Genomic DNA, 26,714 nt, shown 5'->3' with positions numbered 1-26,714 from the left:
TTGCCTGCTGTCAAAGGTCGGGCCTCTCGACAGATTGATCAATCTTGATTATGTAAATCAATATGAAAAAATCCGCCGGCCTTTATCTCTCGGCCCGCGAGGCCTCCGCCGAACTCGCGATCTCCCAGGCGACCCTCTACGCCTATGTCAGCCGTGGCTTGATCCGGTCGGAACCATCGGAGGATTCCCGCAGCCGCCGCTACCGGGCTGAGGACGTCCGCACGCTAAAAGAGCGGCGCGCGCCGTCGCCGGAGCCGCGCGGCCTGCGCAGCTTCGACGCCGATCTGCCGGTGCTGGACTCAGCCGTCGGAACCATCACCGAGGACGGCGCAATCTATCGCGGCGTCAACTGCATCGATCTCGCCGAGCGCGACACGCTCGAACATGCCGCGACGCTGTTGTGGGATGTCACAGGCGTCGATCCCTTCGATCAGAACAATTGTCCCGTTGTGTCGGACGAAATGCGCGCAGTGGCCGAGGCTGCACGTGGGGCTAATGCGATCGATCGCGCCATCGCCGTGCTGGCGCTCGCCGCCAGGGCTGACCCGCGGGCCTTCACCCGCGCCGACGAAGAGCGCGCGATGCTGGGTGGCCGCATCATGCGCCTCGTGGTCGCGACCATGCTGAACGCCAAATCCTCGGCAAAGCCGCTTCACTTGCAGATCGCGCGCGTCTGGGCGCCGGAGCACAAACACGCGGCCGATCTGATCCGCCGCGCGCTCGTGCTGCTGGCCGATCATGAGCTGAATGCTTCGACCTTCACCGTGCGCTGCGCGGCCTCGACCGGGCTAAATCTCTACGATGCCATGATCGCCGGTCTCGTCGCGCTGAAAGGTCCGAAGCACGGCGGCGCCGGCGTGCTGGCGGCGCAGCTTTTGAAGACGCTTGCCAATAGCGAGGTCGCCCCCGTCATCCGCGAGCGCGTCGCGCTCGGCGAACGCTTCGCGGGCTTTGGTCATGGGGTCTATAAGCATGGCGATCCCCGTGCGTGGGCGCTCTTGGAGGCGCTGGCCCGCTCGGGCGCGGACCGTAAGTTTACCCACGAAATCCCGGAGCGGATCGCCGAAGCGACCGGCGAGTTCGTCAACATCGACTATGCCCTTGCGGTGCTGGTGCACACGCTCGGCCTGCCGACCGGCCATGAACTGGTCTTGTTTTCCATGGCGAGAACGGTCGGATGGATCGCGCACGCCTGCGAGCAATTGCGCCATGGCCGGCTGATCCGGCCCCGTGCGCGCTATGTCGGCCCCGCCCCGGGACGGAGCCCCGTCCGCGCCTGACGGCGGCGCAGCGTCCGGACGCCGAGCGCGATGATTGCCACCGCGAACACGGCCAGAATCCACAGATGCTTGCCGGTGTGTTGGTGATGCGGCAGACCGGCATATTCATGCAACGCCGAGACCGCGAGCACGCCTGGCAGCACATGCGCGAAAGCCCAGGCGAGTACCGCCGGAATGTTGACGCCGAAGAAAACGGCCGGCGACATTCCGAGCGCGCCGGCCGTGACCGGTACGAAGGCGCGGATCGGCGGCACAAAGCGCGCGAACAACACCGCCAGCGTTCCCCAGCGGTGGAAGAACGTCTCGCTCTGCGCCATCACGCCTGGATATTTCGACATCGGCCAGGCGCCCAGAATTTGGCGTTGCGAGCGATGGCCGGCCCAAAATGCCGATCCGTCGCCGAGTATGGCGCCGGCGATCGCGGCCGCCAGCACGCCCCATAGCTGCAGTTCGCCGCCGGGCACCAGCGCACTCAGCGCAAGGATGATGGTCGAGCCCGGCACCAGCGCACCTGCGACCGGGATCGCTTCCAAGAGAGCCGCCAGAAATAGCGTCAGATAGGCCAGCCACGGATGGGCCGATACGACTGCAATCACGGGATCGAGGAATGAAGTCACAATTGCCGTCCTGCGGTTGGCCGCCTGCGCCCAGAGCTACCAAGCCCGGGCAGGGGCGGAAAGACCCGGCAGACCTCGGCATGGCTCCGGCAAAGCGGCCAAGCGGGCAAAAGTGCGGCGTGATTCGCAGGGCAGCCCTCCAAAAACCTGAGAGATGGCTTATCTCAATGATAAGGCAATGGAACTTTGATTGCGCCGCGGGCTTCTGCCGGCCCCTGCTCTCTGCTAGGTTCACGTTAGCCCCCATCCGCAGCCATTCAACAGATCTGGTTTCGGGAACGCCCGGGACCTCGGAGGACTGATGACGACCGCCGCCATGAGCAAAGTTTCGGAGCCCGTCGGACTGCCCGACATGAAGGTGTCGGTCCGGCAGGTTTTCGGTATCGACAGCGACCTCGAAGTGCCGGCCTATTCCGAAGTCGACCCGCATGTGCCGGAAGTCGATTCGGACTACCGCTTCGACCGCGCCACCACGCTCGCGATTCTCGCCGGTTTCGCCAAGAACCGCCGCGTCATGGTCACCGGCTACCACGGCACCGGCAAATCGACCCATATCGAGCAGGTCGCCGCAAGGCTGAACTGGCCCTGCGTGCGCGTCAACCTGGACAGCCACATCAGCCGTATCGATCTGGTCGGCAAGGATCGATCGTCATCAAGGACGGCAAGCAGGTCACCGAATTCCGCGACGGCATCCTGCCCTGGGCGCTGCAGCACAACATCGCGCTGGTGTTCGACGAATACGACGCCGGCCGCCCCGACGTGATGTTCGTGATCCAGCGCGTGCTGGAAGTCTCCGGCCGCCTGACGCTGTTGGACCAGAACAAGGTGATCAAGCCGCACCCGGCGTTCCGCCTGTTTTCGACCGCCAACACGGTCGGCCTCGGCGACACCTCGGGCCTCTATCACGGCACCCAGCAGATCAACCAGGGCCAGATGGACCGCTGGTCGATCGTCACCACGCTGAACTATCTGGCGCATGACGAGGAAGTCGAGATCGTGCTGGCCAAGGCGCATCACTACCGCACCCAGGAAGGTCGCGACACCGTCAACAAGATGGTACGGCTGGCCGATCTCACCCGTAACGCATTCGCCAATGGCGATTTGTCGACGGTGATGAGCCCGCGCACCGTGATCACCTGGGCCGAGAACTCCGACATCTTCGGCGACATCGGCTTCGCGTTCCGCGTCACCTTCCTCAACAAGTGTGACGAACTGGAGCGGCCGCTGGTGGCGGAATTCTATCAGCGCTGCTTCAACCAGGAGCTGCCCGAGAGTTCGGTGAACGTGGCGCTCTCGTAGCTGTCGTTCCCGCGAAAGCGGGAACCCATACGCCGAGGACTTTCGATGGAAGGATGCTGCCAACGTCGGGTGACCTAACGACCGCTGGTGATTATGGGTCCCTGCTTTCGCAGGGACGACGGGTGATAGAAACGTAATGACGACGTCGAACATCAAATTCCGCACCGGATCCAAGGAAGCCCCGACCGAACCGTTCAAGCGCGCGGTGACCTCGTGCCTGCGTGCGATCGCGAAGGCGCCGGAACTTGAAGTGACATTCGCGGCCGAGCGTCCCGGTCTTGCACCGGGCAAGGCGCGGTTGCCGGAGCCGGCGCGCAAGATGACCAAGCGGGATGCTGCGATCGTGCGGGGTCACGCCGATTCGGTCGCGTTGAAGCTCGCCTGTCATGATCCCAAGGTGCATCGCAAGCTGATGCCGGGAAATCCGCAGGCGCGCGGCGTGTTCGAGGCGGTGGAGCAGGCCCGTGTCGAGGCCATCGGCTCGCGGCGGATGGCGGGTGTGGCGAAGAACCTTACCGCGATGCTCGACGATCACTTTCATCGCGGCAAATACGACGAGATCACCGACCGCGCCGATGCGCCGCTGTCCGATGCGCTGGCGATGCTGGTGCGCGAACGGCTGACGGGCCTTGCGCCGCCGGCGGCCGCGAAAAAAATGGTCGATCTCTGGCGTCCGGCGCTGGAAGACAAGATCGGCACCCGGCTCGACAAGCTCAGCCGCGTCACCGAGGACCAGGCCAAGTTTGGCGATCTCGTGCACGACCTCTTGTCGGCGCTCGACCTCGGCGACGACCGCGATGCGGACGCCGATGACGACGAAAATGATGACGAGAATCCGGACGGCGAGAGCGATCAGTCCGGCGCCGAGGGCTCACCCGATTCCGATGCCGCGCAGGAAATGAGCGCCGACCAGGCGCAGGCTTCCACCGACGAAATGTCGGAAAGCGCGATGGAGAGCGCGCAGGCTTCCACGTCAGATACGTTCGACGATGGCGAGCTCGGCGACGACGAGACGCCGGGCGAGGCGACGCGGCCGAATACGCGTGGCGCCAACGAGCCGCGCGGCCCGGAATATCACGCCTTTGCCCCGAAATTCGACGAGGTCATCGCCGCCGAAGATCTCTGTGACCATGACGAGCTGGAACGGCTGCGTTCCTACCTCGACAAGCAGCTCGCGCATCTGCAGGGTATCGTCGCGCGGCTCGCCAACCGGCTGCAGCGCCGCCTGATGGCGCAGCAAAACCGCGCCTGGGAGTTCGATCTCGAGGAGGGCATTCTCGACCCCGCAAGGCTGTCGCGCGTGGTCACCGATCCCTATCACCCGCTGTCCTTCATGCACGAAAAGGAAGCGACCTTCCGCGATACCGTGGTGACGCTGCTCCTCGATAATTCCGGTTCGATGCGCGGCCGGCCGATCACGGTGGCGGCCACTTGCGCCGACATTCTCGCGCGCACGCTGGAGCGTTGCGGCGTCAAGGTCGAGATTTTGGGTTTTACCACCCGCGCCTGGAAGGGCGGCCAGTCCCGCGAGGCTTGGCTCGCGGCCGGCAAGCCGGCCAATCCCGGCCGGCTCAACGATCTCCGCCACATCATCTACAAGTCCGCCGACGCGCCCTGGCGTCGTTCGCGCAAGAATCTGGGCCTGATGATGCGTGAGGGCCTGCTGAAGGAAAACATTGACGGCGAGGCGCTGGATTGGGCGCACAAGCGGCTGCTTGGTCGCGCCGAGCAGCGCAAAATCCTGATGATGATTTCGGACGGCGCGCCGGTCGACGATTCCACGCTGTCGGTCAATCCCGGCAACTACCTCGAGCGGCATCTGCGCCACATCATCGAGGAGATCGAGACCCGTTCGCCGGTCGAACTGATCGCGATCGGCATCGGCCACGACGTCACGCGTTACTACCGCCGCGCGGTCACCATCGTCGATGCCGAGGAACTCGGCGGCGCCATCACCGAAAAACTCGCCGAGCTGTTCAGCGAGACCCACGGCGCCGCGCCTGCCAACGGTCACCGCCGGCCGCGCCGCCTGCATTCGTGAGCGCATGCCCCCGCTCATAGGCCGCCGCCGCCTTCTGAAATATGCAGCGGCGGCGCTTTCCATGGCTGCCGTGCCCGGCGCGGCATTGGCGCAGACCGCCGTTCAGCGGCCGCCGAGGCAGACCGTTCCCGACGAGTTCTCGGTCCGTGCGCCGGTTTCGATCGACGTCAATGCAAGGCCGCTGCAGTCGTTCGATACCCGCGACCGCTCGCGTGTGCGGTTCGGCGAACTCGAATTTCGCAGCGGGCTGATCCTGACCTCGCGGTTCCGCGGCTTCGGCGGATTGTCGGGCCTGCGGCTGGATCCAAAGGGCGAGCGCTTCATCGCCATCAGCGACAAGGGAGGCTGGTTCACCGGCCGCATTGTCTACAAGGGCCGCGAGATGACCGGCCTCGACGATGTCGAGGCCTCGCCGGTGCTCGGTCCCGACGGCAAGCCGATCACCTCGCGCGGCTGGTACGACACCGAGGCGCTCGCGCTCGACGGCTCGCTGGTCTATGTCGGCCTCGAGCGCGTCAATCAGATCCTGCGCTTCGACTTCGCCAAGGGATTTACGCGCGCGCATGGCGAATTGATTCAGTTGCCGCTCGGCGTGCGCAAGCTGCCCCACAACAAGGGAATCGAGGCGCTCGTCCTGGTGCCGAAGGGCTTGCCGCTGGCGGGAACGCTGATCGCGATCTCCGAACGCGGGCTCGATGCGCAGGGCAACATCACGGCCTTCCTGATCGGCAGGACGCTGGGGCTGTTCAGCGTCCGCCGCAGCGACAACTTCGATGTCAGCGACGCGGTGCTGCTGCCGTCCGGCGGGCTGCTGCTGCTCGAACGCAAATTCTCCTGGCTCGGCGGCGTCGGCATCCGCATCCGCCGCATCGCACTTGCCTCTATCGCCCCCGGGGCAGTTATCGACGGCCCCGTGATCTTCGAGGCCGACCTCGGCAGCGAGATCGACAATCTGGAAGGCATCGACGCCCATGTCACGCCAGAGGGCGAAACGGTCCTGACGCTCGTCTCCGATGACAATTTCTCGATGATCCAGCGCAATCTGCTGCTGCAATTCGCGCTGGTGGAGTAGGGGTGGGTTGCAGCCGGCGCGGGTTGAGGCGGCAGGGCCGGCTCGTTACACCATAAGGCTCGCTGTCCTCCAGTCCGGATAATGTCCCCATGAGCGCTTTGTTTACCCCGATCAAGCTGCGCGGCCTTAACCTCGCCAACCGCATCATGGTGGCGCCGATGTGCCAGTATTCGGCCGTCGACGGCGAGGCCACTGACTGGCACTTCACCCATATCAATTCGCTGGCGCTGTCGGGGGCGAGCGTCTTCTGTATCGAGGCGACGGCGGTGGAGCCGACGGGCCGGATCACGCCGGGCTGCCTCGGCCTCTACAATGACGCCACCGAAGCCGCGCTGAGGCCGATCCTGGCGTCCGTGCGCAAGCGTTCGAAGGCCGCCGTGATGATGCAGCTCGCGCATGCCGGCCGCAAGGCGTCGAGCCACACGCCGTGGGAGGGCGGGCAGTTGATCCCGGTGACTGAGGGCGGCTGGCGGGCGGAGGGGCCGTCGGCGATCCCGCACAAGGAGAGCGAGCCGCCGCCCGTTGCCTTCGATGCCACGGGCCTTGCGCGTGTGCGCGATGCGTTCGTCGCGACCGCGAAGCGCGCCGAGCGGCTCGGCATCGACGCGATCGAGGTGCACTCGGCGCACGGCTATCTCCTGCACCAGTTCCTGTCGCCGATCGCCAACCGGCGCACCGATCAATATGGCGGCTCGTTGCAGAATCGCATGCGCTTTCCGCTCGAAGTGTTCGACGCGGTGCGGGCGGCGTTCCCGCATGACAAGCCGGTGGGATTGCGCGTCTCCTGCACCGACTGGGTCGAGGGCGGCTGGGATCTGGCGCAGACCATCGAATTTGCACAGGAGCTGAAAAAGCACGGCGTCGACTGGATCGACGCGTCCTCGGGCGGCGTGTCGCCGCTGCAAAAATTCCGCTCGGCCCCGGTTATCAGGTGCCGTTCGCGCACGCGATCCGCGAGGCGACCGGGCTGACCACGATTGCCGTCGGCCTGATCACGGAAGCCAAGCAGGCCGAGGAGATCGTGGCCTCCGGAAAGGCCGACATGGTCGCGCTCGCCCGCGCCATGCTCTACGACCCGCGCTGGGGCTGGCACGCCGCGGCCGAACTCGGCGGCGAGGTGTTCGCCCCGCCGCAATACTGGCGCTCGCAGCCTTCGACCCAGAAGGCGCTGTTCGGCGCGACGACATTCGGGACGCGGTAGCCTCTTCTTCCTTCTCCCACAAGGTGAGAAGGGAAGTGCGCATCGCTCCGCCGCGCGAACTCCTGCCCATCCGTTTCGTCATATCTCGGCCATACGTCCGGCGTGCTATGCTTTCGCGTGCGCGCGATAGACGCGTTTTCAATAACAACATACAGCGAGGACACCCCATGGAGATCGGATATTTCACGATGCCGTCCCATCCGCCGGAGTGCGGATTGAAAGAGGGTCACGACTGGGACCTGCAGACGCTGCGCTGGCTCGACGAGCTCGGCTATCAGGAAGCCTGGATCGGCGAGCACCACACCGCGCCCTGGGAGCCGCATCCCTCGCCCGATCTCATTCTCGCGCAGGCTTTTCTGCAGACCAAAAATATCCGCCTCGGTCCCGGCGGCTTCCTCTTGCCCTATCACCACCCCGCTGAACTCGCGAACCGCGTCGCGATGCTCGATCACCTTTCCGGTGGACGATTGAACTTCGGCGTCGCGGCCTCGGGCCTGCCGAGCGACTGGGCGATGTTCAACGTCGACGGCATGTCCGGCCAGAACCGCGACATGACGCGCGAGGCGCTGGAGATTATCCTGAAAATGTGGACCGAGGACGCACCCTGGACCCACACCGGCAAGTTCTGGACCGTGAACAAGCCCGACACCATGTTCGACTTCCTCAAGCCCCACATCAAGCCGTTGCAGGCGCCGCATCCGCCGATCGGCGTCGCCGGTCTCTCCAAGGGTTCGGATACGCTCAAGCTCGCCGGTGAGCGCGGCTACATCCCGATGAGCCTCAACCTCAACCCGGCTTACGTCGGCAGCCACTGGGAATCGGTCGAGATTGGAGCTGCGAAAACCGGACGCAAGCCGAAGCGCAGCGACTGGCGGCTGGTGCGCGAGGTCTTCATCGCCGACACCGACGAGGAGGCGTGGCGGCTTTCCGTCGGCGACATGATGGGCCGGATGATGCACGAATATTTTCTGCCGCTGCTCGGCCACTTCGGCTTCAAGGACTACCTCAAGGCGGCGCCTGACGTCGCCGACTCCGACGTCACGGTCGAATATTGCGCACGCAACAACTGGATCGTCGGATCGCCCGCAACCGTCACCGAAAAGATCGAGCGGATCTACCACGAGGTCGGCGGCTTCGGCACGCTGCTCGTGTTCGGCTTCGACTACAAGCACAAGCCAGAGGCGTGGCACAATTCGCTCCGCCTGCTGAAGCAGGAGGTGATGCCGCGGCTGAAGCATCTCGACGCGGGTCTCACCAAGGCGGCGTGAAGGCTCTTCTCTACAAAGGGGAGAGGGGAGCGCACGCTCCGCTCTTTCCGCGTCATTGCGAGCCACCCGGTCGGCGCGAAGCGCCGCCGGATGGCAGGCTCCGCGAAGCAATCCATTCTTTTCGTCCCGCGGTGAGATGGATTGCTTCGTCGCTAGCGCTCCTCGCAATGACGGCGGATGTGACGGCGGTCTTCCTCAACGCGGCGGCTTCGGCGCCGCGTCGATGGCGCGGACCTGCCAGAATCGTAGCAGGCGGCGGGCGTTTTCGACCGTCAGTTTTGCGTATTGCTCCCTCGCTTTCGCGAGCTCGTGCCGGCCCATCGAGCCGGCGGCGAAGCGGCTGTCGAGCACGGCGGCGACGGTGTCCCAGTTCAACCCGGCGACACGGCAGGGGATCAGCACGCCATCGTCGCGCAGGCTCTGCATCACCGGGCGGATCACCTCGACGCTCGAGCCCGATAGTTCGGCGAGCGCTGCGACCGTCTCGGCGTATTTCCGCTCTCTCGCAAATGCCAGGAGCGCCGGCTCGTTCAGCTTGCCGTGCTTGGCGAGCGCGGCGACGAAGCGGCGGGCGGCGGTGAAATCGCGCGTGCGCGACATTTCGCGGCTGGCGCCGGTCGAGGCGGCGGCGATCGCGTTCCGGATCTCCTCGAATAGATGCGGCGGCGCGCGCGACAACAGCCGCGTGCGCACGGCTTCCGTTGCGCTCTGCAGCAATTGCCGGCGCTGTTCGGCCGGCAGGTCGATGCGGATGCCGGTCTCGACCGCCAAATCAGGATTGCTCTCCGCCTGCTTCAGCACGATCGCAAAGCCGCTCGCCGACATTCGCGCGCCGGGATTGGTGACGAGCCGCCGGCTGACGGAGGGATAATGCCGCTTCAGCAGCGCGTCGGTGACGATCTCGGTCAGCCACCAGCGCCCGGAGATCGCCAGCAGATGCTGCTCGCCCTTGGTCTGCGCCAGTTCCACCAGATCGTCGGCCGTCAGCCGCGCCGATTCGGTCAGCACGGGACGCGCGATCGAAATCTCGTCATTGTGCGCGAGCCGTCGGATCACGCGAGGCGGCGCCTGCTTCGCGGAAGCGAGCTGCGTGCTCAATTCGGCGAGCGCGATGCGCGCGGCGACGTCGGCAAGCGCCCGCAGCTCGATGGTCCGGATCAGCCGTTCCAGCACGTCGCCGAACAGCTCGATCTGCTCGCCGGAATAGCCGTCGGCGGACAGCAGAAGCAGGTCGGTGACCTGCCTCAGCGCATCCAGATGTTTTTCCGCCGAGCCGGCCTGGATGGCCGCCTCGACCTCCTCGGTGATCGATCGTTCCAACATCGCTCGTCCTGAGCGTTTCAAGCCGGTTCTGGCAGCAGATAGGTGAGATTAGGGAGCAGAGTTGAACGATTCGTAAACCATTTGGGTTCCGCGGCGGCGAGAATGCGGCCGTAAGGTTGCGGGGGTGCTAGGCCAGTGGCCGAGTGACGCGGCGATGCCGTTCTCCCTCCCCGCAAGGCATGGATTGCTTCGTCGCTTCGCTCCTCGCAATGACGGATGGAAAGAGCGAGCGTCATTCCGCCGGGACGTCCTCCGCGCTCGCATGCGCCGGCGGTGTCGGCATCGGGAATTTCTCGTACTGCTTCGGCAGGTTCACCGGCCGGTAGCTCGGCAGCGCGTCCATGCGCTGCAGCGCTGACTCGTGGATCACAGCGCCGTCCGGGATCAGCCGCGGCTCGGCGTCGGGGATGTAATAGCCGAAATGGCTCTGCCGCGCCGGCCATTCCTTGTACGTCGCGCGCTTCGGCAGATATTCGAGCAGCCACCACGCACCGCGCAGCGACTCGTGCACTTCGCCCCGCACATCCGGCGCGACATAGGAGAACGGGCTGCCCTTGCGCTGGATGCCCCAGGCGAGCTGGTTCACGGTGGCCTGGTTGACGCGGAGCCCGCATTTGGTCGCCTCATCGATCATCCAGAGCAGCGGATATTTGGAAAGCCCGCTTTCCTTTTCCGGATAGCCGCCGCCGATATCGCCATGCACGCCGGCGAACCACACCTGCAGAATATCCTGCGGCTCGGCGTTGATGTCATTGAAGCGGTTGTGCCGGAAGGTCTGCGGATCGTCCCACTTTTTCAGGCGAAACATGCGGCGTCGCTCGTCGATCGAGATCGCCTGCCGGAACCTCTCGACGCTCGGGTTCGCAGTCGTGAACGCGAGCTCCTCCAGGCTCGGCCAATAGAAGCGATCGGCCCGCGGCACGATCACGCTCGCGACCGTATCCCAGACGCCGACGAAGCGGATCGTTGGCCAGCGCGTCGAGGTGATGCGCGCGAACTGCGCGGCGTTATCGAACGCCGTCTGCGGTAGCGGCCCTTGCGCGTCGCCGGCATCGCTGAGCAGCTTCATCTCGCGGCGCAGCCTCGGCGCCTCGTCGGAGGAGAACTGCTTGTAGGCGATCAGGCCGCTTCCGGCGAGATTGACCTGCTCGGGCCTGATCAATCCAATCTTGTGCACCAGCCCCGCCAGCACCCGCACGGTATAGGCGCCGCGGGAAAAGCCGAACAGGTAGATCTGGTCGCCGTCGCGATAATGCTGGACCAGGAAGCCATAGGCCGCGAGCACGTTGTCATCGAGCCCATAGCCGGTGGCGAGCCCCAGGATGGCGTTGAAATCCTGCTTCAGCTTGTGCCACGGGTCCGGCCGCTCCAACGTGCCGACGCCCGGATCGTAAAACACCATCTGCCGCGGCTCGGTCTTCTCCGTCTTGCGCAGGCAGCGATAGAGCTTGAGCACGTTGGAGATGTTCTCGGAAATCTCGTTGCCGGTGCCGTCGCAGCAGATGATGATGTTGCGCATGGCGATGCTCCCCGGTGCTACCGGAGCGAGTATAGCGGAATTTTGGGATTTTGGATGGCGGGGCTTATCGCCGCGTCACGCCGCCTCGGTGACCGCGCGAATCTTCAGGTGCACTCCAGTCTCCTCCTGCAACGCGCCGATGACGCCGAGCAGGTTTTCGGCAGTGGGGTTACCGTCCGGCCGGAACATCCGCATCAAGCTCTTGGGCGAACACCCAAGCACCTCGCCCAGCCGGTCGAATCCGATCGTGGCACTGATATAGGTCTGCAGCGCCGCGCGGCCATGATCGGTCTCGCCCAGCAGCAGCGCCTGCACCGCTTCCTGAAACAACGCCTTCCGGAAAGCAGGCTCGCGCTCCGCGCGCGCCCGCACCGTGTCGCGAAAATTTCGGGTCAGTGGGATGGTGTCATCCTTCGCGGCGAAAAGAGAGAGTTGAGAGCAGGTGGTACGGGAAGAGGTATTCTAGCTTTCTTTTTGAAAAGCCGAATGCACGGTTTCAGCAGTCTCGGCGACGAGCGACATTATCTTGTCGTATCGCTCTCGAGACGCATGGGAAGTGACGGCTGCAATCGCTTGTTCAGCAGATTGCCCAAACATCGTATTGGCAACGCTGATATGATTTTCAGCGTGTTCGATCATTCCATCGGCCATTTGCTCCGTGATCTGTTCTTCCGGACTAGTGAACGAGCCCCTAGTGAAATCGCGGTAGATTGATGCATTGCGCGTTGTGAACAGCGCCGGCCCGAACATGACGCCAAAGGCGCCTTTGCGTATCAATTCGCTCAAATCTAACGTCTTTTGCTCCGTGGCGGCAGCTTGCAATAAGATTGGAATCATCCCTCCCACTCCAACAAATTGGCTTGCCTTTGAGCCGTGCGAATTGAACCGCTTGCGCGTTAGTTTCCAGTCGACGGGAAGGTCGAGTGCTATTTTGGTCGCTGCTCCTAAAAGGATCGGCAACTTGCCAGCTTCTTCACAAGCTAAGTATGCGAGAGAATACGCTCGGCTTATTCTACCGTTCTGCCGAAGAACCTTGGCATCTACCAAGAGTTCAGAGGCGTTGTCGCGGACCCGTATGATTCCCTCGCATATCGTTCGCAGGCTAAGCTCTCGCATTGTCCAATTCTCCTGCCATTTGCTCTTCTAGAAAACTATTATCGGTTAGCTGCAATAATAAATCGAGAAACGCGACAATGTCCGGCACAAGGTTCAAGATCAGTTCATGGAATGAACCTAGCGATTCGCTCGAAAGCTCTCTCAAAGCGATCGAGCGTCATCTGCACTGGCTTTCCCTTGCCCTTCAACAGGTCGGGATGTTGGAGAAGGTAAAGCGATGGATCAAAGTGACTGAATTCTGGAACCTCCTTCGGTAGAATCCGGAAATAGGCTTCAGCCTTCTTGACCAAGCGGGGTGTGGTCATGTCTGCCGCGTCCAATTTTTCTACCGTAAGTTCTTGCCCATTTTTAAGTTGATAGGTCCTATTCAGCAGTTCGACGAACAGAGTTGGATCGACAAAATCCTCGATATCAGCTTCTTCCTTCTCGGCGATCTCGGTCGCAAGAATTATGCGATCGTGTTCGAGTAGCGCCGATTTATATAGGTCATCAAGCTTGCGCTTCTGTCCACGCTCGTAGTCCGTCAGGACGGCGACATTGAGCTTATTGCCGTAAAACAGCCGTACGAAGGGGAGGACCTTGTCGATCCCGCCCGATGGGCAGATCGCCCAATTTGGCGAAAGATGCGATCGGCCTGTTGCTTTCAGTGCGGCCGAAGCTGCCTGAAGATAAAGAATATCACTCGGCCCCTCGACTAGTAGAGTATTCGTGCCGATAACGAGTGTTTGGGTTACTTCGAAGCCCATGGCCCCGAAAATCGGGAAATTGGTTTGAGGGTCAGTTGTCAAAACATCTGAGCGGATTTTAGTTCCGATTGATGATTTTCGACCTCGACGATCAAGTTGTACAACATCCTCGACCGTGCGAACGCTGGCAAGATTGTCGGCAGGTACCATAAACGGCGAGTGCGTAGTCCAAATCAGCTGATGGTTGGGAGCGATTTGCTCCGCAAAGTAGCGCAACAGGTCCTTTTGCGCAGTACCATGAAGCGTTAGTCCTGGTTCGTCGAGTAAGAGGATGACATTGCCGTAGCTCTTCTTAATCTGCGCAAACTTGACAAGGAATGAGAAGAACCAAATGAAGCCGGCCGATCGTTCCGAAAACGGAACGGTCACGCCGTGTAAGCCGTTTTCCACGCGGGCGCGAGCGACAGGACCGCCATTGAATGGCGCCGGATCGCCGGGCTTTCCTTCCGAGAAGACGACCTTGATCTTCAATTCGTCGTTCTGAGTCCAGTACTCGAAGATTTGATCAGTAATGCGGAGTGCCGCTGCCTCGCACTTGGCGTTCAGTTCTTCGAATTGCGTGGTGGCGATAAGATCGTCGAGCGTCGTGCCAGCATATTCGAGGAAATCGAGAAAGACGCGATCGCCGCTCTCGATTGCAATGTTTTGGCTTTTGTCAGAAGTCAGCTTGTTGATCGATAGTTCGCCGCTCATTCGATCATAATGCGAAAAATACATAAAGCGCGGCATGCGCTCACTCAAGATGTCAATCGCTCGGAGATAGGCCGAATTCTTCCTGAACTTTTTGATCGTAGTAAGTAAGCTTTCTTGGGTTGGCGTCCTAGTTGCGATGCCCTCTAACGCTTCGGCCGCTTTTTGTGTGGTTTTGGCTGCGCTGATTGCAGCTTTCTCCTCTTCATTGAGCTGAAAATTCGCAAGAACGCCGTGCAGAGCTTTCTCCTCGGGGAGTGGAAGGGTCCAGATCGATTTCGTTTCCTCGTAGGTCTTTGTCACGGTGATCTGGTCGTTCGTCAAAACGCCTTGCCCCAGTTCAAGTTCAACTGCAGCTATGTCTTTCTGCTCAAGCTTCCAGACCGTTTCTATAACTAGCGCTTGTCCGTCTGGATGACGCTGGTCATAGTCGGCAAGGAAGCGGCGCGGATAATTTTCGATCTTGTTGTATTTGGTGAAGGCGCTGTTGGTGGAGCGCAACCCCTCTAGGGCTTTTAGAAAAGCTGTTTTGCCGGCTTCGTTCTTACCCACAAGGCAGGTCGTCTGAGCGATATCAACCTCGCCGCTATCGATGATGTTTCTATACGTGGTGGCGTGAGCCTTAATGAGCTTCATCGGTGTCGCCTCAAATCATTTTCAACGAAGTGAGGCACAAGCGTAGCTCGACTCTGGCTCGCTTGGCGAGAGCGATATCGCATTATACACCCTTACCGGGAGGTTCAGGCTTCGACGCTTGTCCTCAAGCTCCAATAATCGGCAGAGCAGATCGCCGTTTGCCAAAGATGTTGGCAAATCAGAGTCCCCAAAAACAAAAACGGCCGGGTCTTCCGACCCGGCCGCTCCGAACTTCGATCCGCCGATTTAAGCTTCGCTCAGCTCGCCTTCTTCACGAACGCGGGCTTGCCGACCTTCTTCTCGATCGCGCGCTTCAGGTCGAGGGCGCGGGGGGAGAGGACGTCGGCCTTGGCCTTGAGGAGATAGGCATCGAGGCCGCCATTGTGGTCGACGCTCTTGAGCGCATTGGTCGAGACGCGCAGGCGCACGTTGCGGCCGAGCGCGTCCGAGATGAAGGTGACGTTGGCCAGGTTCGGCAGGAAGCGCCGCTTGGTCTTGATGTTGGAGTGGCTCACCTTGTGGCCCACCTGGGGGCCCTTGGCCGTCAGTTCGCAGCGCCGGGACATTCCGAAAAATCCTCTTCCATCCCCGCCATAGCCGAGCCGCTTCTCGCAGGCGCCCGCGGGGGTCCAAAATCGCGTCCATTTCCAGGAACCGCGGACGTATAGGGGGAGACGGCCACGGGGTCAAGGTTCTTGCGGGGGCTTGGAGCCCCGTGCCGGGGTTCCAAGCCTCTGATTTGTTGACGCGTTTTCTTTACGCGAACCGGAAGGCCACTTCGCTTGAAAACGCTATGTCCGCCTTGTGGAATCGCCCGGTTTCTAAGGGGTTCCAGCCGCTTAAGCCATCATATAAAGGGCACAATCCGCGCCGACATCATGGCTTTCGCTTAAGAAAAGATTTTGGCCTTCCCGCGAGCCGCGGGCGGCGATGAAAGGTCCTTGAAAGCAGCGGTTTTCGCGATAACCCGCGTTGTTTGCCGGATATTTTTGCCTAAATGAACATCAGCTCGCGCCGATCCCGGGATTATTCATTCGTGACTGCCAGATGCGCCGTTTCGCGCCAAACTCTCTCCGCCAGGTTCGGCCTCGCCGTCGGCCTGTGCGCCACCGCGTGGGGCTCACTCGCGCCGCAGACAGCTTTCGCGCAGGGGCGGCTGGATGCGCATTATGAGGCGACGCTGGCGGGCATCCCGGTCGGCAAGGGAAGCTGGACCATCGAAATCGGCGACGATGTGTTTTCGGCCTCGGCGCAAGGCGGCACCGCCGGGCTGTTGAAGGCGTTTTCCGGCGGCACCGGTTCCGGCGCCAGCCAGGGCCGCATCGTCAACGGCGCGCTGGTTGCGAACGCCTATACCGCGACCACCACCACGCAGAAGAAATCCGAGACCATCCGGATTTCGCTGGCCAATGGCGGCGTGAAGGAATTTTCGATCGACCCGGCGCCGCCGGTCGATCCCGGCCGCATTCCCGTCACCGACGCGCACCGCAAAAGCGTGCTCGATCCCATGACGGGCTCACTGCTGCGCGTCCCCGGCAATGGTGAAGTGCTGGCGCCGGATTCCTGCCGCACCGGAGCCGGGATTTTCGACGGACGCATGCGCTACGATCTCAAGCTCGATTACAAGCGCATGGAAACGGTCAAAGCCGAAAAGGGCTATCACGGGCCGGCGCTGGTCTGCGCGATCTATTTCAACCCCGTCGCGGGCTACATCCCCGATCGCCCCGTGATCAAATATCTCGCGAACGAACGGCGGATCGAGATCACCTTTGTGCCAATTGCGGGGACGCGCGTTTTGGTTCCCTTCCGCATGACGATCCCGACGCCTTTTGGCCTTGCGATGCTGGAAGCGACGTCGTTCGTGACATCAGCCATGCCGCCACGGGTGGCGAAGACGAATTGAAGCCTATAGTTTTGCCGTCGTCCCTGCGAACGCAGGGACCCATACGCTGCGGCCGTGCAGATTGAGGGACTCGGAGTTGCTGCCGGCGCCAACCAACGAGCGCCTGTGGTTATGGGTGCGCGTTCGCAGGGACGACCGGGGAGCGGAATCCGCCTTGACTCTTCCCCGCTTCTGATCTGACTCCGCGGCCTCGATGTTCTTAAGAAATTAGTCCCGAAACCGTCGCTTGTGGAGCCGCGTTAAACTTGATCTAGTGCCGCCGGGTGCGCTTCAGCGCGAGATGTTGCGGTGAACGTATCGGGTCTCGGGAGGAGTCAGCGATTCGGACGCGATTCGTTCCAGACTCGTTCCAGAGTTTAAGCCGCGACCGCATCACCGTCGCAAAGTGAAACAGAATCGGCGCAGTTGGTGCCAAACGAAAGAGAAACTCCGCGTTTTTCCGTCATTGCGAGGAGCGAAGCGACGAAGCAATCCATGCCTCCACACGTGTGGCGCTATGGATTGCTTCGCGGAGCCCGTCATCCGGCGGCGCTTTGCGCCGACCGGGTGGCTCGCAATGACGGGTTGGGCGCTCGCACCTAAATAAGAAACACCTGCACAGAATGGCTTTCTCTCCTTCCAAGTTCGCGAACGATCGCGCGCCCGGCGCGGGCGTCACCGCCGTGCTCGGGCCGACCAATACCGGCAAGACGCATCTGGCCATCGAGCGGATGCTGGGGCACTCGTCCGGCGTGATCGGGCTACCGCTGCGGCTGCTCGCGCGCGAGGTCTACAACAAGGTCGCCGCTCGCGCTGGGACTGAGGCGGTTGCGCTCGTCACGGGCGAAGAGAAGATCAAGCCGAAGAACCCGCGCTACTGGGTTTCCACCGTCGAGGCGATGCCCAGGGATCTCGACGTCTCGTTCCTCGCCGTCGACGAAATCCAGATCGCCGCCGATCTCGAGCGCGGGCATGTCTTCACCGACCGCATCCTGCATCGGCGCGGCCGCGACGAGACGCTGCTGTTGGGGGCCGCCACCATGCGGCCGATCATCGAGCGGCTGCTGCCGGGCGCTTCCGTCGTCACGCGGCCCAGGCTCTCGCAGCTCGAATTCGCCGGCGACCGCAAGATCACGCGCCAGCCGCGGCGCACCGCGATCGTCGCGTTCTCGGCCGATGAAGTCTACGCGATCGCCGAATTGATCCGCCGCCAGCATGGCGGCGCGGCCGTCGTGCTCGGCTCGCTCTCGCCACGCACACGAAACGCACAAGTCGCGATGTTCCAGAACGGCGACGTCGATTATCTCGTCGCTACCGACGCCGTCGGCATGGGGCTGAACCTCGACGTCGACCACGTCGCGTTTGCCTCCGACCGCAAGTATGACGGCTATCAGTTCCGTAGGCTCAATCCGGCCGAGTTCGCGCAGATCGCGGGCCGCGCCGGGCGCGCGACGCGAAACGGCACCTTCGGCACCACCGGTCGCTGCGCACCGTTCGAGCCGGAACTGGTGAACGCGCTGCAGAACCACACCTTCGATACCGTCAAGATGCTGCAATGGCGGAATTCGAGGCTGGACTTCTCCTCGCTCGGCGCGCTGCAGGTGTCGCTGGCCCTGCCGCCCGGGCATGACGCCTTGACCCGCGCGCCGATTGCCGAAGATTTGCGCGTGCTCGATCATGCGGCGCGCGACGGCGAGGTGAGGGAGATGGCCCACGGCGCACCAGCCGTGGAACGGCTGTGGGACGCCTGTCAGATCCCGGATTACCGCAAGATCGCGCCCGCTGCCCACGCCGAGCTCGTGACCACGCTTTATGCGTTCCTGATGAAGAAAGGGCGGATACCCGACGCATGGTTTGCCGCCCAGGTCGACCAGGCCGACCGCGTTACCGGCGATATCGACACGCTGTCGGGCCGGATCGCGCAAATCCGCACCTGGACCTTCGTCGCCAACCGGCCGGACTGGCTGTCCGACCCCGACCACTGGCAGGGGATCGCCCGTGAGGTGGAAAATAAATTATCCGATGCGCTGCATGAACGGCTTACGGAGCGTTTCGTTGACCGGCGGACCAGTGTATTGATGCGCCGCCTGCGGGAGAACTCAGTTTTGAATACGGAAATTGGCAAGACCGGCGAAGTGATTGTGGAAGGCCACGCGATCGGCCGGCTCGATGGATTCACCTTTGCACCCGATGCGGCGGAAGCCGGCTCGGACGCGAAAGCGTTGCAGGCGGCCGCCCAGCAGGTGCTGGCGAGCGAGATCAACGCGCGCGCGAAAAGCTCTCGGCCGCGCCCGACGACCAGTTCGTGCTGACCTCCGACGGCACCATCCGCTGGACCGGCGATGCGGTCGCAAAACTCGTCGCGGCTGACGATGCGCTGCATCCGCGCATCCGCATCATTTCTGACGAGCGGCTCTCCGGCGCGCCGCGCGAGGCCGTGCAAACGCGGCTCGATCTGTGGCTGAAGACGCATATCGAAAAGCTGTTGGGGCCGCTGTTCGGCCTGTCGAAGGCCGAGGACATCACGGGATTGCGCGCGGTATCGCATTCCAGCTCGTCGAAGCGCTCGGCGTGCTGGAGCGCTCGAAGATCGCGAGCGAGATGAAGGATCTCGACCAGGCTTCGCGCGCGACCTTAAGAAAGTACGGCGTGCGGTTCGGCGCCTATCACATCTATTTCCCGGGGCTTCTGAAGCCCGCGGCGCGCGCGTTGGCCTCGCTGTTGTGGGCCGAGAAGCAGGACAATGTCGATATGTCCGCGCTGTCCGGCGCGCAGCATCTGGCGAGCTCGGGGCGGACCTCGTTCCCGGTCGACAAGGCGTTGCCGCGCGATGCCTATCGCGTGCTCGGCTACCGCCAGTGCGGCGAGCGTGCGGTACGCGTCGACATCCTGGAGCGTCTCGCCGATCTCATTCGTCCCGCTTTGGCGTGGCGCGAGACGTCGCCCGGCGAAAAGCCCGCCGGCGCGTTCGACGGCCGCGGCTTTGTGGTGACGCAGGCGATGACCTCGCTGACGGGATCCGCAGGAGAGGATTTCGCCTCGATCCTGCGCGCGCTCGGCTACCGCATGGACCGCCGCCCGCCGTTGCCGCCGAAGCCCGCGCCCGAGGCCGTCGTCGAGACGGTCTCCGCCGAAACGCCGCCGGTCGAGGCGAGCGCCGAGGCGACGGCAGAGATGCCGGAAGAAGTCGCGGCCGAAGTGCCTGTCAGCGACGAGCCTCGCGCCGTCGTCGGCGTCGCTGCTGCCGGATGTGACCCCGGTGGCCGCCGAAGAACCCGCTGCTGCGGCGGAAGCTGCGCCCGCCGAGACCACACCGGCGGAAGCTGCGATCGCGGATGCGCCTCCGGAACAGGAGACGCCGGAAGCAGTCAGCGCCGCGGAAGCGGCGGCCGAACCCGAAACTGCGAGCGAAGCGCCTGCCGAAGCCGAAGCGCCTGCGGAAGCCGCTCCGGTCGAAACTCCGGCGGCCGAAACCAAGCCCGAGACACCGGCAGAGCCTGCACTCGTCGAAGTCTGGCGGCCCGGCGGCCGTTCCGACGAGCGCCGTCCGCATCACGACCGCAGCCGCCAGCGCCATCACCGCGCAGGCGAGGGCGCGCCGGCGGCAAGCGGCGAAGGCGGTGAGGGGGCGCAGCGCGAGCAGCGCCATCGCCGTGGCCGTCGCCACAGCGAGTTCAGAAAGCCGCGCGAGGGCGCGCCGGCCGATGCTACGGCAGCGCCGGCCGCAGCAGAGGGCGCGCCGGCACCAGAAGCGCGTCAGGACCGTCCGCCGCGCGAGCGTTTTGAGGGCAAGGGCCGCGACCGCGAGGAGCGCCGCGACAAATTCGATCGCAACAAGGGCGAGCGCAAGGGTGGCCGCGACAAGGGCGAGCGCGGCGGCCGTGACTTCGGCGGACGCGACAAGGGCGGCCGCGACAAGCGCGACTCTGGCCCTTCGCATCGTCAATGGGCGACGAGCGCAAGCCCACGCGAGCGCGACCGGCCGGTCGATCCGAATTCACCGTTCGCAAAGCTGGCGGCGCTGAAGGAGCAACTCGCCGGCCGCAAGGAATAGCCAAAGCGTCTTCAAGCGAAGTGGGTACCGGTTCGCGTCAAGAAGATGCGTGAAGAATAAACTACGAGAGATTAGTTGGAGCGGCAGCGTCTCGACAAATGGCTGTGGCATGCGCGGGTAGTGAAGGCCCGCACCTCGGCTGCCGCCCTCGTCGAGGCCGGTCACGTCCGCATCAACGGCGTGCGTGAGATGGCGCCGGGACATTCGGTGAAGGTCGGCGACGTCTTGACGATCGGGCTCGACCGCACCGTGCGCATCCTGAAAGTGGTGGGATTTTCCGAGCGGCGCGGCGACGCTGCGGCGGCGCGCGTGCTCTATGTCGATTTGCAGAACGGCAAACAATAACTATCTGCGCAGGGCACGCCGGGACGCCTGAAAAACGGCCGCTAGAGGCCCGCTGCTTCCCTTGCGGCAGCGCACCGCATGCGCTACGCAAACCCCGGAAAACTGATCCGTTTCGGAGCGTTGGATGACTTACGTCGTCACTGAAGCCTGCATCAAGTGCAAATACACCGACTGCGTTGAGGTTTGCCCCGTCGATTGCTTCTACGAGGGCGAGAACATGCTGGTCATCCATCCCGACGAATGCATCGACTGTGGCGTCTGCGAACCCGAATGTCCTGCGGATGCCATCAAGCCCGACACCGAGCCGGGCCTCGAGAAGTGGCTCGAGGTCAACACCGAGTACGCCAAGAGCTGGCCCAACATCACCCAGAAGAAGGACGCCCCGCCGGACGCGAAGGAATTCGAAGGTGTCGAGGGCAAGTTCGAGAAATATTTTTCCAAGGAACCCGGTAGCGGCGATTAAGCCTGTGGATAAGTTAAGGGCTCGTCGAGCCTGATTTCAGCCTCAATCTGAACCGAACGCGGTGAGCGGATTTAACCCTGTTAGCGGTCTTATGACGGAAACCGCCCCGTAAGGGCCCGGAACCCGGCGTAAATCATTGATTTTTGCGGAAAATGTGCTATATTGGGCACATTCTAAGCCGATCCTGGCCATGCGTATCCTGTGGCCCCGGTGGGTTTCGTAAAAACATCGAACAGGGGCGTGGCAGTTCCGCGCGCAGGCTGTGTCACAGAAAACGCGTAAAAAGAGTGCTTCCAAGACGACGAAAAAAGCCGCTCCGGCCAGCCGCAGCGCAACCAAAGGCCGTGCCAAGGCGCCCATGAAGGACGCCAAGAAGGTTTCGGCCACAAAGTCCTCAAAGAACAAAAGAAGCGCAATGCCAGAAAAGACTGCCAAGACCGCCGCGAAAGCGACGGGTTCGAAGACCACTGCGTCGAAAGTTGCTGCCAAGCATCCCGTCAAGACCCCTGTGAAGGCTGCTCCCCCGAAAGCCGCCGCGCCGAAGGCTGCCGCCAAGCCGGTCGCCGCCGCGCCGCGCGTCGAGGAGCCGAAGAAGGTCGTGACCCAGCGTCAGGGCTTCAAGGCCAATGAATTCGTGGTCTATCCGGCTCACGGCGTCGGCCAGATCCTGGCCATCGAGGAGCAGGAGATCGCGGGCGCCAAGCTTGAGCTGTTCGTGATCAATTTCATGAAGGACAAGATGACGCTCCGCGTGCCGACCGCCAAGGTCGCCAATGTCGGCATGCGCAAGCTGTCCGAGCCGGCGCTGGTCAAGAAGGCCCTCGAAACCCTGAAAGGCCGTGCGCGCGTGAAACGCACGATGTGGTCGCGCCGGGCGCAGGAATACGAAGCGAAGATCAATTCGGGCGACATCGTCGCGATCGCCGAAGTGGTCCGCGACCTCTATCGCTCGGAATCGCAGCCCGAGCAGTCCTACTCCGAACGCCAGCTCTATGAAGCGGCGCTCGATCGGCTGTCACGCGAAATCGCCGTCGTGCAGCATTCGACCGAGACCGAAGCGGTCAAGGAAATCGAGAGCCAGCTCGCCAAGAGCCCGCGCCGCGGCGCCAAGGCCGAAGCCACCGAAGCTGACGCTGAAGCCGACGAGGCGGATGTCGACGCCGACGGCGACGACGCTGCCGTGGCGGATGAAGCTGCCTGAAAGAATCCCGAGGATTGAACGAAAAGCCCGGTCGAGAGACCGGGCTTTTTGTTTTTGGCGTGAGGAATTCCTGCAGCGGATCCTTCGTCCCTTCTCCCCTTGTGGGAGAAGGGAGAAACAGCGATTTTGGACAGCATTTGCAGCCACTTACGCGGAAAGTGGCCCAATTTTCGACTTTTTGTGACCAGAATCGGGGAAGAACCTCCCACCCACATCCAGATCTACCGCAAGGGGGATTCGATGAAAGGGCAGGTTCAGTCAGTCTTTCTCGCCATTGTCATGGCCGCGCTGCTTCCGATCAGCGCGCCGGCCGCGAAGGTCAGGGAATGCAGCGCCGCGGTGCCGTCAAGCGCGCAAGGGCATTGGTCCTGGCGCCTGATCGACGGGCGCAAATGCTGGTACGCCGGCAAGACCGTGATTTCGAAATCGTTGTTGCGGTGGCCTGCAACGGCGCCTGCACCCGCGCAAGCGAAGGCCGAGGCCGAGCCGGTAAGCATCGTCACAGAGAAGCGCAGCGAGCCCATGGATGCGCAGGCGCGGATGCTTGACGATGACAATAGTTTTGAGTCGCGGTGGCGTTCGCGCGTGACTATCGAGTAGACCGATCGTGAGGGCAAAGGGAGCGGTCAGCGATTTCTGAGGCGCCATTCGCGCGGCGAGCAGTCGTTCAGACGCCGGAACGCCGCCGCGAATTTGCTTGGGTTCGCATACCCCGTCGCCATGGCGATTTCGGTGACGGAACGTTCAGTTAACAGTAACTGCTTCGCCTTCTCCATCCGCCGCGTCGTCAGATAGGCGTAAGGTGCAAGGCCGGTTGCGGCTCGAAATGCTCGCGTGAAGGTTCGAACGTCCTGCCGCGCCTCGACGGCGAGGTCGCTGATATTGAGATCGCGGCCAATCTGACTCTCAATCAATTCTAGAATCCGTGCAAGTCGCGGGCCTGCGAGTGGCTTTGCCAACTGACCGTGCGGCCTGGCGTCCTGGAATTCCGCAAGCCGTCGCAGAATGACGGCAACGCCGTGCTCAAAGAACAGTGACGACGACCCGTGAAGTTCCGCTTCCAGCCAGATTGCACGCATAACGGCCGATACCAGCGGATCGCTTCTCAGCATGGTGGCGGCGGCTGCGAAACTCTCTTCCGTCAGGTCCAGCCCGAGAGCCGCCATTTCGGGAATACCGACTCTTAGCCCCAGCATATCGGCACGCGGCGTGAAGCCCGATCCCCTCGCGCGCGGTAGCGCGAGGCCAAACCTGCCAGGCGTGAACGTGCCCTCAAGGCGGCCAAGATCTGTGGATCGCAAGAAGCGGCCGGAGCCTTCAAGGCAAAGGCTCACCGCCAAACAGCGCGAGACCGCGTATTCACCTTCGAAGCTTTCTAATCTGGCCCGCGTGATCAGAATGGAGCCGGAGGAATTGGAGATCACACGGTACGGCTCCATCGATCGAGCCGCAACGTTCCCTTCAAATCTTTCGCGCTCGCTTTGCCAATCAACAGCGCTCATTTGAGCCAATCTAAAAAGTTTCGCCGCTTCTGGAGTGTTAGCCTCCTAAATGGAGCAGTTTGCCGATTTTGAAAAGTGCATAGTTCAGTCCGATCAGCGTCGCGACAGAGTCGATGACGCACTTCGGATGGGGCTTCCGAGAATGAACAATAGATTCTGGTACGGCGCATCGTGCGCCGCGTTGCTTTGTGTTTATGGCGTGTGGGCCGCCGACAATCAGGCGCTTGCTCAATCCGGCTCACCGCGCGCCGCCAGCAGCGACCTCCCGCCGGTGACAGTGGAGGCGCCGCGCGAACGAGCCGCTGCAAGGCGTGCAGCCGTGCGTTCGAGTTCACCTCGCGGTGTCGCGCCCCGCGCGCGTGTGGTGGAAGCGCCTCCCGCGCCTGCGATCAGTACCGCGGCATCGCCCGGTCAGGCGAGAGGCTACGTTGCAACGGTGGCCGGCACCGGGACCAAGAGCGACACGCCGATCGTGCAGATTCCGCAGTCGATCAATGTTGTGACGGCAGATCAGATCAGGGATCAGGGTGCGCAAAGCGTCAGTCAGGCGCTCGGCTATACGCCCGGCGTCAGCGTAAACAACTTCGGCGCATTATCCCCGACCGATGCTTACACGCGCATTCGTGGTTTTCGCGCCGACCAGTATCTCGATGGCACCCGCCTTCCGATCCGCGGCGATGGCGCAGCAAGCTACGCCATCGAGCCATATGGGCTTGAGCGCATCGAGGTCCTGAAGGGCCCAGCCTCGGGACTATACGGATCGAGCGGACCGGGCGGCATCATCAACATGGTCAGCAAGCGCCCGACCCCGGTGCCGTTCGCCGAAATCCAGTTGCAGACCGGCAGCTATAATCGGGCGCAGCTTGGCTTCGATGCCGGAGGGCCCATCACCAGCGACAAGCAGTTCCTGTATCGATTGACCGGCCTGGTGCGCGATGCCGACACCCAGGTCAGATATGCCGAAGATAACCGCCGCTTCATCGCTCCGGCGCTGACGTGGCAGCCTACCAACCAGACCAGCCTGACGTTCCTCGGCCACTATTCCGAAGAGAAGTCGAATTGGCCTTTCTTCAATCTGGTGCCGCCAGGGGGATCTTTGCTGCCTAACCCGTTCGGGCAGATTCCGCGCAGCACCAATACCGGTGAGCCGGGCTATGACCGCCTCGACCGGTCGCAATACGGCGTCGGCTACGCCTTCGAGCATCGCTTCAACAACGATCTCATCGTGCGCCAGAACCTGCGTTATGGCGAAGTGAAGAGCCAGGTCGATGCTGTTGCAAATGTCTTCGGCTTCTTCTTCACCAACGACTCGCGAACCACGACGCGGGTTCCGATCAACGTGTACGATTCCGCCGATGCGCTGACGGTCGACAATCAGGTTCTGGCGAAATTCAACACTGGTTTCCTGTCGCACTCGGTCGTGGCTGGTCTCGACTATCGCGACGAAGATAGCCGACGCATCTTCAAGCAGGGCGGTCCATCGTTTCTGGATATCTATGCGCCTGTCTACGGTCAGTTCATTCCTGCACCGAGCGTCGTTGCCGAGAATTCGGCCACCAAAGAGCAGCAACTCGGCCTCTATCTGCAGGATCAAATCAGATTGGGTTCGTGGTTGCTGTCACTGGGCGGCCGCGCCGACTGGGTCGATTCCCGAGTGAGCAATTTCAATAACAGTCTTACCGTCAATCAGAACGAGTTCGCGACCACCGGACGCGTCGGCGTCAGCTACCTGTTCGACAATGGCGTCGTGCCTTACGTGAGCTACGCCACGTCCTTCCAGCCGGTACCCGGCCTCAGCGCCGCCGGCACACCGTTCACACCATCGACGGGTGAGCAGTACGAAGTGGGCGTGAAGTATCAGCCGGTTGGAACCAACAGTCTCTACACGCTGGCCCTGTTCGACCTGACGCAGCAGAATGTATTGACCTCGGACATATTCGGCTTTCGGCGGCAGACGGGCGAGATCAACGTCCGGGGCGTCGAATTCGAAGCCAAGGCCGAGCTGACCCGATCGTTTAGCCTGATTGCTTCCTATGCCTATCTCGATGCGAAGATCACCAGCAGCCTGCGACCGGCCGAAATCGGCCGGCGGCCGGCGGAAACGCCGACACATCAGGCCGCGTTCTGGAGTCAGTATCAGTTTCTCGAAGGGCAGCTCAACGGGCTAAAGCTGGCGGCCGGCGTGCGCTATGTCGGCGATACCGAAGACGACAGTCATACGTTGCGCATTCCGGCCTACGCCCTGCTCGATGCGCGGATCGCTTATGACTTCGGAGCGCTGCGTCCCGATTTCCGGGGCGCCAGCTTCGCTCTCAGCATGTTCAACCTGACCGACAAGTATTACGTCACCGGCTGCTTCGGCGCGAACGCCACGGCCTGCGCTCTCGGGCAGGGACGAAAGGTCCTCGCAACGCTTGCGTATCGCTGGGGCTCGTAACGCTCGGCAAACGCAAGCAGTC

The 26,714-nt window shown here is 62.6% G+C and carries 18 protein-coding genes and 3 pseudogenes; 13 read left to right on the top strand and 8 right to left on the bottom strand.

What is annotated here, in order from left to right; genetic code table 11:
- Positions 1-62 precede the first annotated feature (62 nt).
- Positions 63-1,280, top strand: coding sequence for a citrate synthase family protein (locus ACFXS9_RS32500; protein ID WP_392696207.1), 1,218 nt, complete (start codon positions 63-65; stop codon positions 1,278-1,280).
- On the opposite strand, the gene ACFXS9_RS32495 is transcribed toward ACFXS9_RS32500, so the two are convergent.
- The gene (locus ACFXS9_RS32495) at positions 1,238-1,897 is read right to left on the bottom strand and encodes a DedA family protein (protein WP_392696204.1); all 660 of its coding nucleotides are present in this window, start codon (positions 1,895-1,897) and stop codon (positions 1,238-1,240) included. The two genes, ACFXS9_RS32500 and ACFXS9_RS32495, sit on opposite strands and share 43 nt — an antisense overlap.
- A gap of 301 nt (positions 1,898-2,198) precedes the next feature.
- Between ACFXS9_RS32495 and cobS the strand changes: the two are divergent.
- From cobS to ACFXS9_RS32470, 5 genes and pseudogenes are all read left to right on the top strand, one after another.
- A pseudogene (cobS, locus tag ACFXS9_RS32490) lies at positions 2,199-3,196 on the top strand (cobaltochelatase subunit CobS).
- 136 nt (positions 3,197-3,332) lie between these two features.
- Positions 3,333-5,237, top strand: a complete 1,905-nt coding sequence (gene cobT, locus ACFXS9_RS32485) for a cobaltochelatase subunit CobT (protein WP_392696201.1) — start codon at positions 3,333-3,335, stop codon at positions 5,235-5,237.
- Positions 5,238-5,241: 4 nt separating this feature from the next.
- Positions 5,242-6,309, top strand: a complete 1,068-nt coding sequence (locus ACFXS9_RS32480; protein WP_392696199.1) for an esterase-like activity of phytase family protein — start codon at positions 5,242-5,244, stop codon at positions 6,307-6,309.
- Positions 6,310-6,398: 89 nt separating this feature from the next.
- Positions 6,399-7,510: pseudogene (locus tag ACFXS9_RS32475) on the top strand (NADH:flavin oxidoreductase/NADH oxidase).
- A gap of 167 nt (positions 7,511-7,677) precedes the next feature.
- Positions 7,678-8,778 (top strand): LLM class flavin-dependent oxidoreductase, encoded by a 1,101-nt coding sequence (locus tag ACFXS9_RS32470; RefSeq protein ID WP_392696196.1) that lies wholly within the window; start codon positions 7,678-7,680, stop codon positions 8,776-8,778.
- 195 nt (positions 8,779-8,973) lie between these two features.
- On the opposite strand, the gene ACFXS9_RS32465 is transcribed toward ACFXS9_RS32470, so the two are convergent.
- The 6 genes from ACFXS9_RS32465 to rpmB form a co-directional block, all read right to left on the bottom strand.
- Positions 8,974-10,101, bottom strand: a complete 1,128-nt coding sequence (locus tag ACFXS9_RS32465) for a DUF2336 domain-containing protein (protein ID WP_392696194.1) — start codon at positions 10,099-10,101, stop codon at positions 8,974-8,976.
- A gap of 232 nt (positions 10,102-10,333) precedes the next feature.
- The gene (locus ACFXS9_RS32460; RefSeq protein ID WP_392696191.1) at positions 10,334-11,620 is read right to left on the bottom strand and encodes a DUF2235 domain-containing protein; all 1,287 of its coding nucleotides are present in this window, start codon (positions 11,618-11,620) and stop codon (positions 10,334-10,336) included.
- 75 nt (positions 11,621-11,695) lie between these two features.
- A complete protein-coding gene (locus ACFXS9_RS32455) occupies positions 11,696-11,992 on the bottom strand; it encodes a transcriptional regulator (protein ID WP_392696188.1) in 297 nt (98 codons plus the stop codon).
- Positions 11,993-12,082: 90 nt separating this feature from the next.
- Positions 12,083-12,736: an AbiV family abortive infection protein gene (locus ACFXS9_RS32450; RefSeq protein ID WP_392696186.1), complete on the bottom strand. Its 654-nt coding sequence runs from the start codon at positions 12,734-12,736 to the stop codon at positions 12,083-12,085.
- 104 nt (positions 12,737-12,840) lie between these two features.
- Positions 12,841-14,808, bottom strand: coding sequence for an ATP-dependent endonuclease (locus tag ACFXS9_RS32445; protein WP_392696183.1), 1,968 nt, complete (start codon positions 14,806-14,808; stop codon positions 12,841-12,843).
- Positions 14,809-15,065: 257 nt separating this feature from the next.
- Positions 15,066-15,374, bottom strand: coding sequence for a 50S ribosomal protein L28 (gene rpmB / locus ACFXS9_RS32440; protein WP_028347639.1), 309 nt, complete (start codon positions 15,372-15,374; stop codon positions 15,066-15,068).
- Positions 15,375-15,805: 431 nt separating this feature from the next.
- Between rpmB and ACFXS9_RS32435 the strand changes: the two genes are divergently transcribed.
- The 6 genes and pseudogenes from ACFXS9_RS32435 to ACFXS9_RS32410 all read left to right on the top strand — a co-directional run bounded on the left by ACFXS9_RS32435 (position 15,806) and on the right by ACFXS9_RS32410 (position 23,353).
- Complete coding sequence (locus ACFXS9_RS32435) at positions 15,806-16,711, top strand: DUF3108 domain-containing protein (RefSeq protein WP_392696180.1); 906 nt, start codon at positions 15,806-15,808, stop codon at positions 16,709-16,711.
- A gap of 602 nt (positions 16,712-17,313) precedes the next feature.
- Positions 17,314-20,744: pseudogene (locus ACFXS9_RS32430) on the top strand (helicase-related protein).
- A 75-nt stretch (positions 20,745-20,819) separates the two neighbouring features.
- Complete coding sequence (locus ACFXS9_RS32425; protein WP_392696178.1) at positions 20,820-21,089, top strand: RNA-binding S4 domain-containing protein; 270 nt, start codon at positions 20,820-20,822, stop codon at positions 21,087-21,089.
- A 124-nt stretch (positions 21,090-21,213) separates the two neighbouring features.
- Positions 21,214-21,552, top strand: a complete 339-nt coding sequence (gene fdxA / locus ACFXS9_RS32420; RefSeq protein ID WP_057842040.1) for a ferredoxin FdxA — start codon at positions 21,214-21,216, stop codon at positions 21,550-21,552.
- 415 nt (positions 21,553-21,967) lie between these two features.
- On the top strand, positions 21,968-22,753 hold the full coding sequence (locus ACFXS9_RS32415) for a CarD family transcriptional regulator (protein ID WP_156908614.1): 786 nt from the start codon (positions 21,968-21,970) through the stop codon (positions 22,751-22,753).
- 126 nt (positions 22,754-22,879) lie between these two features.
- The gene (locus ACFXS9_RS32410) at positions 22,880-23,353 is read left to right on the top strand and encodes a hypothetical protein (RefSeq protein ID WP_392696174.1); all 474 of its coding nucleotides are present in this window, start codon (positions 22,880-22,882) and stop codon (positions 23,351-23,353) included.
- A 26-nt stretch (positions 23,354-23,379) separates the two neighbouring features.
- Here the strand turns inward: ACFXS9_RS32410 and ACFXS9_RS32405 are convergent, their stop codons facing one another.
- Positions 23,380-24,192, bottom strand: a complete 813-nt coding sequence (locus tag ACFXS9_RS32405; protein WP_392696171.1) for a helix-turn-helix domain-containing protein — start codon at positions 24,190-24,192, stop codon at positions 23,380-23,382.
- Between the two features lie 205 nt (positions 24,193-24,397).
- Between ACFXS9_RS32405 and ACFXS9_RS32400 the strand changes: the two genes are divergently transcribed.
- Positions 24,398-26,692 carry a TonB-dependent siderophore receptor gene (locus ACFXS9_RS32400; RefSeq protein ID WP_392696168.1) on the top strand — a complete coding sequence of 765 codons (2,295 nt, stop codon included), beginning with the start codon at positions 24,398-24,400 and terminating at the stop codon, positions 26,690-26,692.
- Positions 26,693-26,714: the final 22 nt, after the last annotated feature.

The organism is Bradyrhizobium sp. RDI18, from assembly GCF_043203335.1.
Classification (GTDB): domain Bacteria; phylum Pseudomonadota; class Alphaproteobacteria; order Rhizobiales; family Xanthobacteraceae; genus Bradyrhizobium; species Bradyrhizobium retamae.
Note: the sequence above shows the minus strand (reverse complement) of the source record. Positions and strands in the feature narration are given on the sequence as shown.

Coding starts and splice junctions, on each gene's coding strand:
- ACFXS9_RS32500 (WP_392696207.1), top strand. CDS start 63: ATGAAAAAATCCGCCGGCCTTTATCTCTCGGCCCGCGAGGCCTCCGCC.
- cobT (WP_392696201.1), top strand. CDS start 3,333: ATGACGACGTCGAACATCAAATTCCGCACCGGATCCAAGGAAGCCCCG.
- ACFXS9_RS32480 (WP_392696199.1), top strand. CDS start 5,242: ATGCCCCCGCTCATAGGCCGCCGCCGCCTTCTGAAATATGCAGCGGCG.
- ACFXS9_RS32470 (WP_392696196.1), top strand. CDS start 7,678: ATGGAGATCGGATATTTCACGATGCCGTCCCATCCGCCGGAGTGCGGA.
- ACFXS9_RS32465 (WP_392696194.1), bottom strand. CDS start 10,101: ATGTTGGAACGATCGATCACCGAGGAGGTCGAGGCGGCCATCCAGGCC.
- ACFXS9_RS32460 (WP_392696191.1), bottom strand. CDS start 11,620: ATGCGCAACATCATCATCTGCTGCGACGGCACCGGCAACGAGATTTCC.
- ACFXS9_RS32450 (WP_392696186.1), bottom strand. CDS start 12,736: ATGCGAGAGCTTAGCCTGCGAACGATATGCGAGGGAATCATACGGGTC.
- ACFXS9_RS32445 (WP_392696183.1), bottom strand. CDS start 14,808: ATGAAGCTCATTAAGGCTCACGCCACCACGTATAGAAACATCATCGAT.
- rpmB (WP_028347639.1), bottom strand. CDS start 15,374: ATGTCCCGGCGCTGCGAACTGACGGCCAAGGGCCCCCAGGTGGGCCAC.
- ACFXS9_RS32435 (WP_392696180.1), top strand. CDS start 15,806: ATGAACATCAGCTCGCGCCGATCCCGGGATTATTCATTCGTGACTGCC.
- fdxA (WP_057842040.1), top strand. CDS start 21,214: ATGACTTACGTCGTCACTGAAGCCTGCATCAAGTGCAAATACACCGAC.
- ACFXS9_RS32415 (WP_156908614.1), top strand. CDS start 21,968: ATGCCAGAAAAGACTGCCAAGACCGCCGCGAAAGCGACGGGTTCGAAG.
- ACFXS9_RS32405 (WP_392696171.1), bottom strand. CDS start 24,192: ATGGAGCCGTACCGTGTGATCTCCAATTCCTCCGGCTCCATTCTGATC.
- ACFXS9_RS32400 (WP_392696168.1), top strand. CDS start 24,398: ATGAACAATAGATTCTGGTACGGCGCATCGTGCGCCGCGTTGCTTTGT.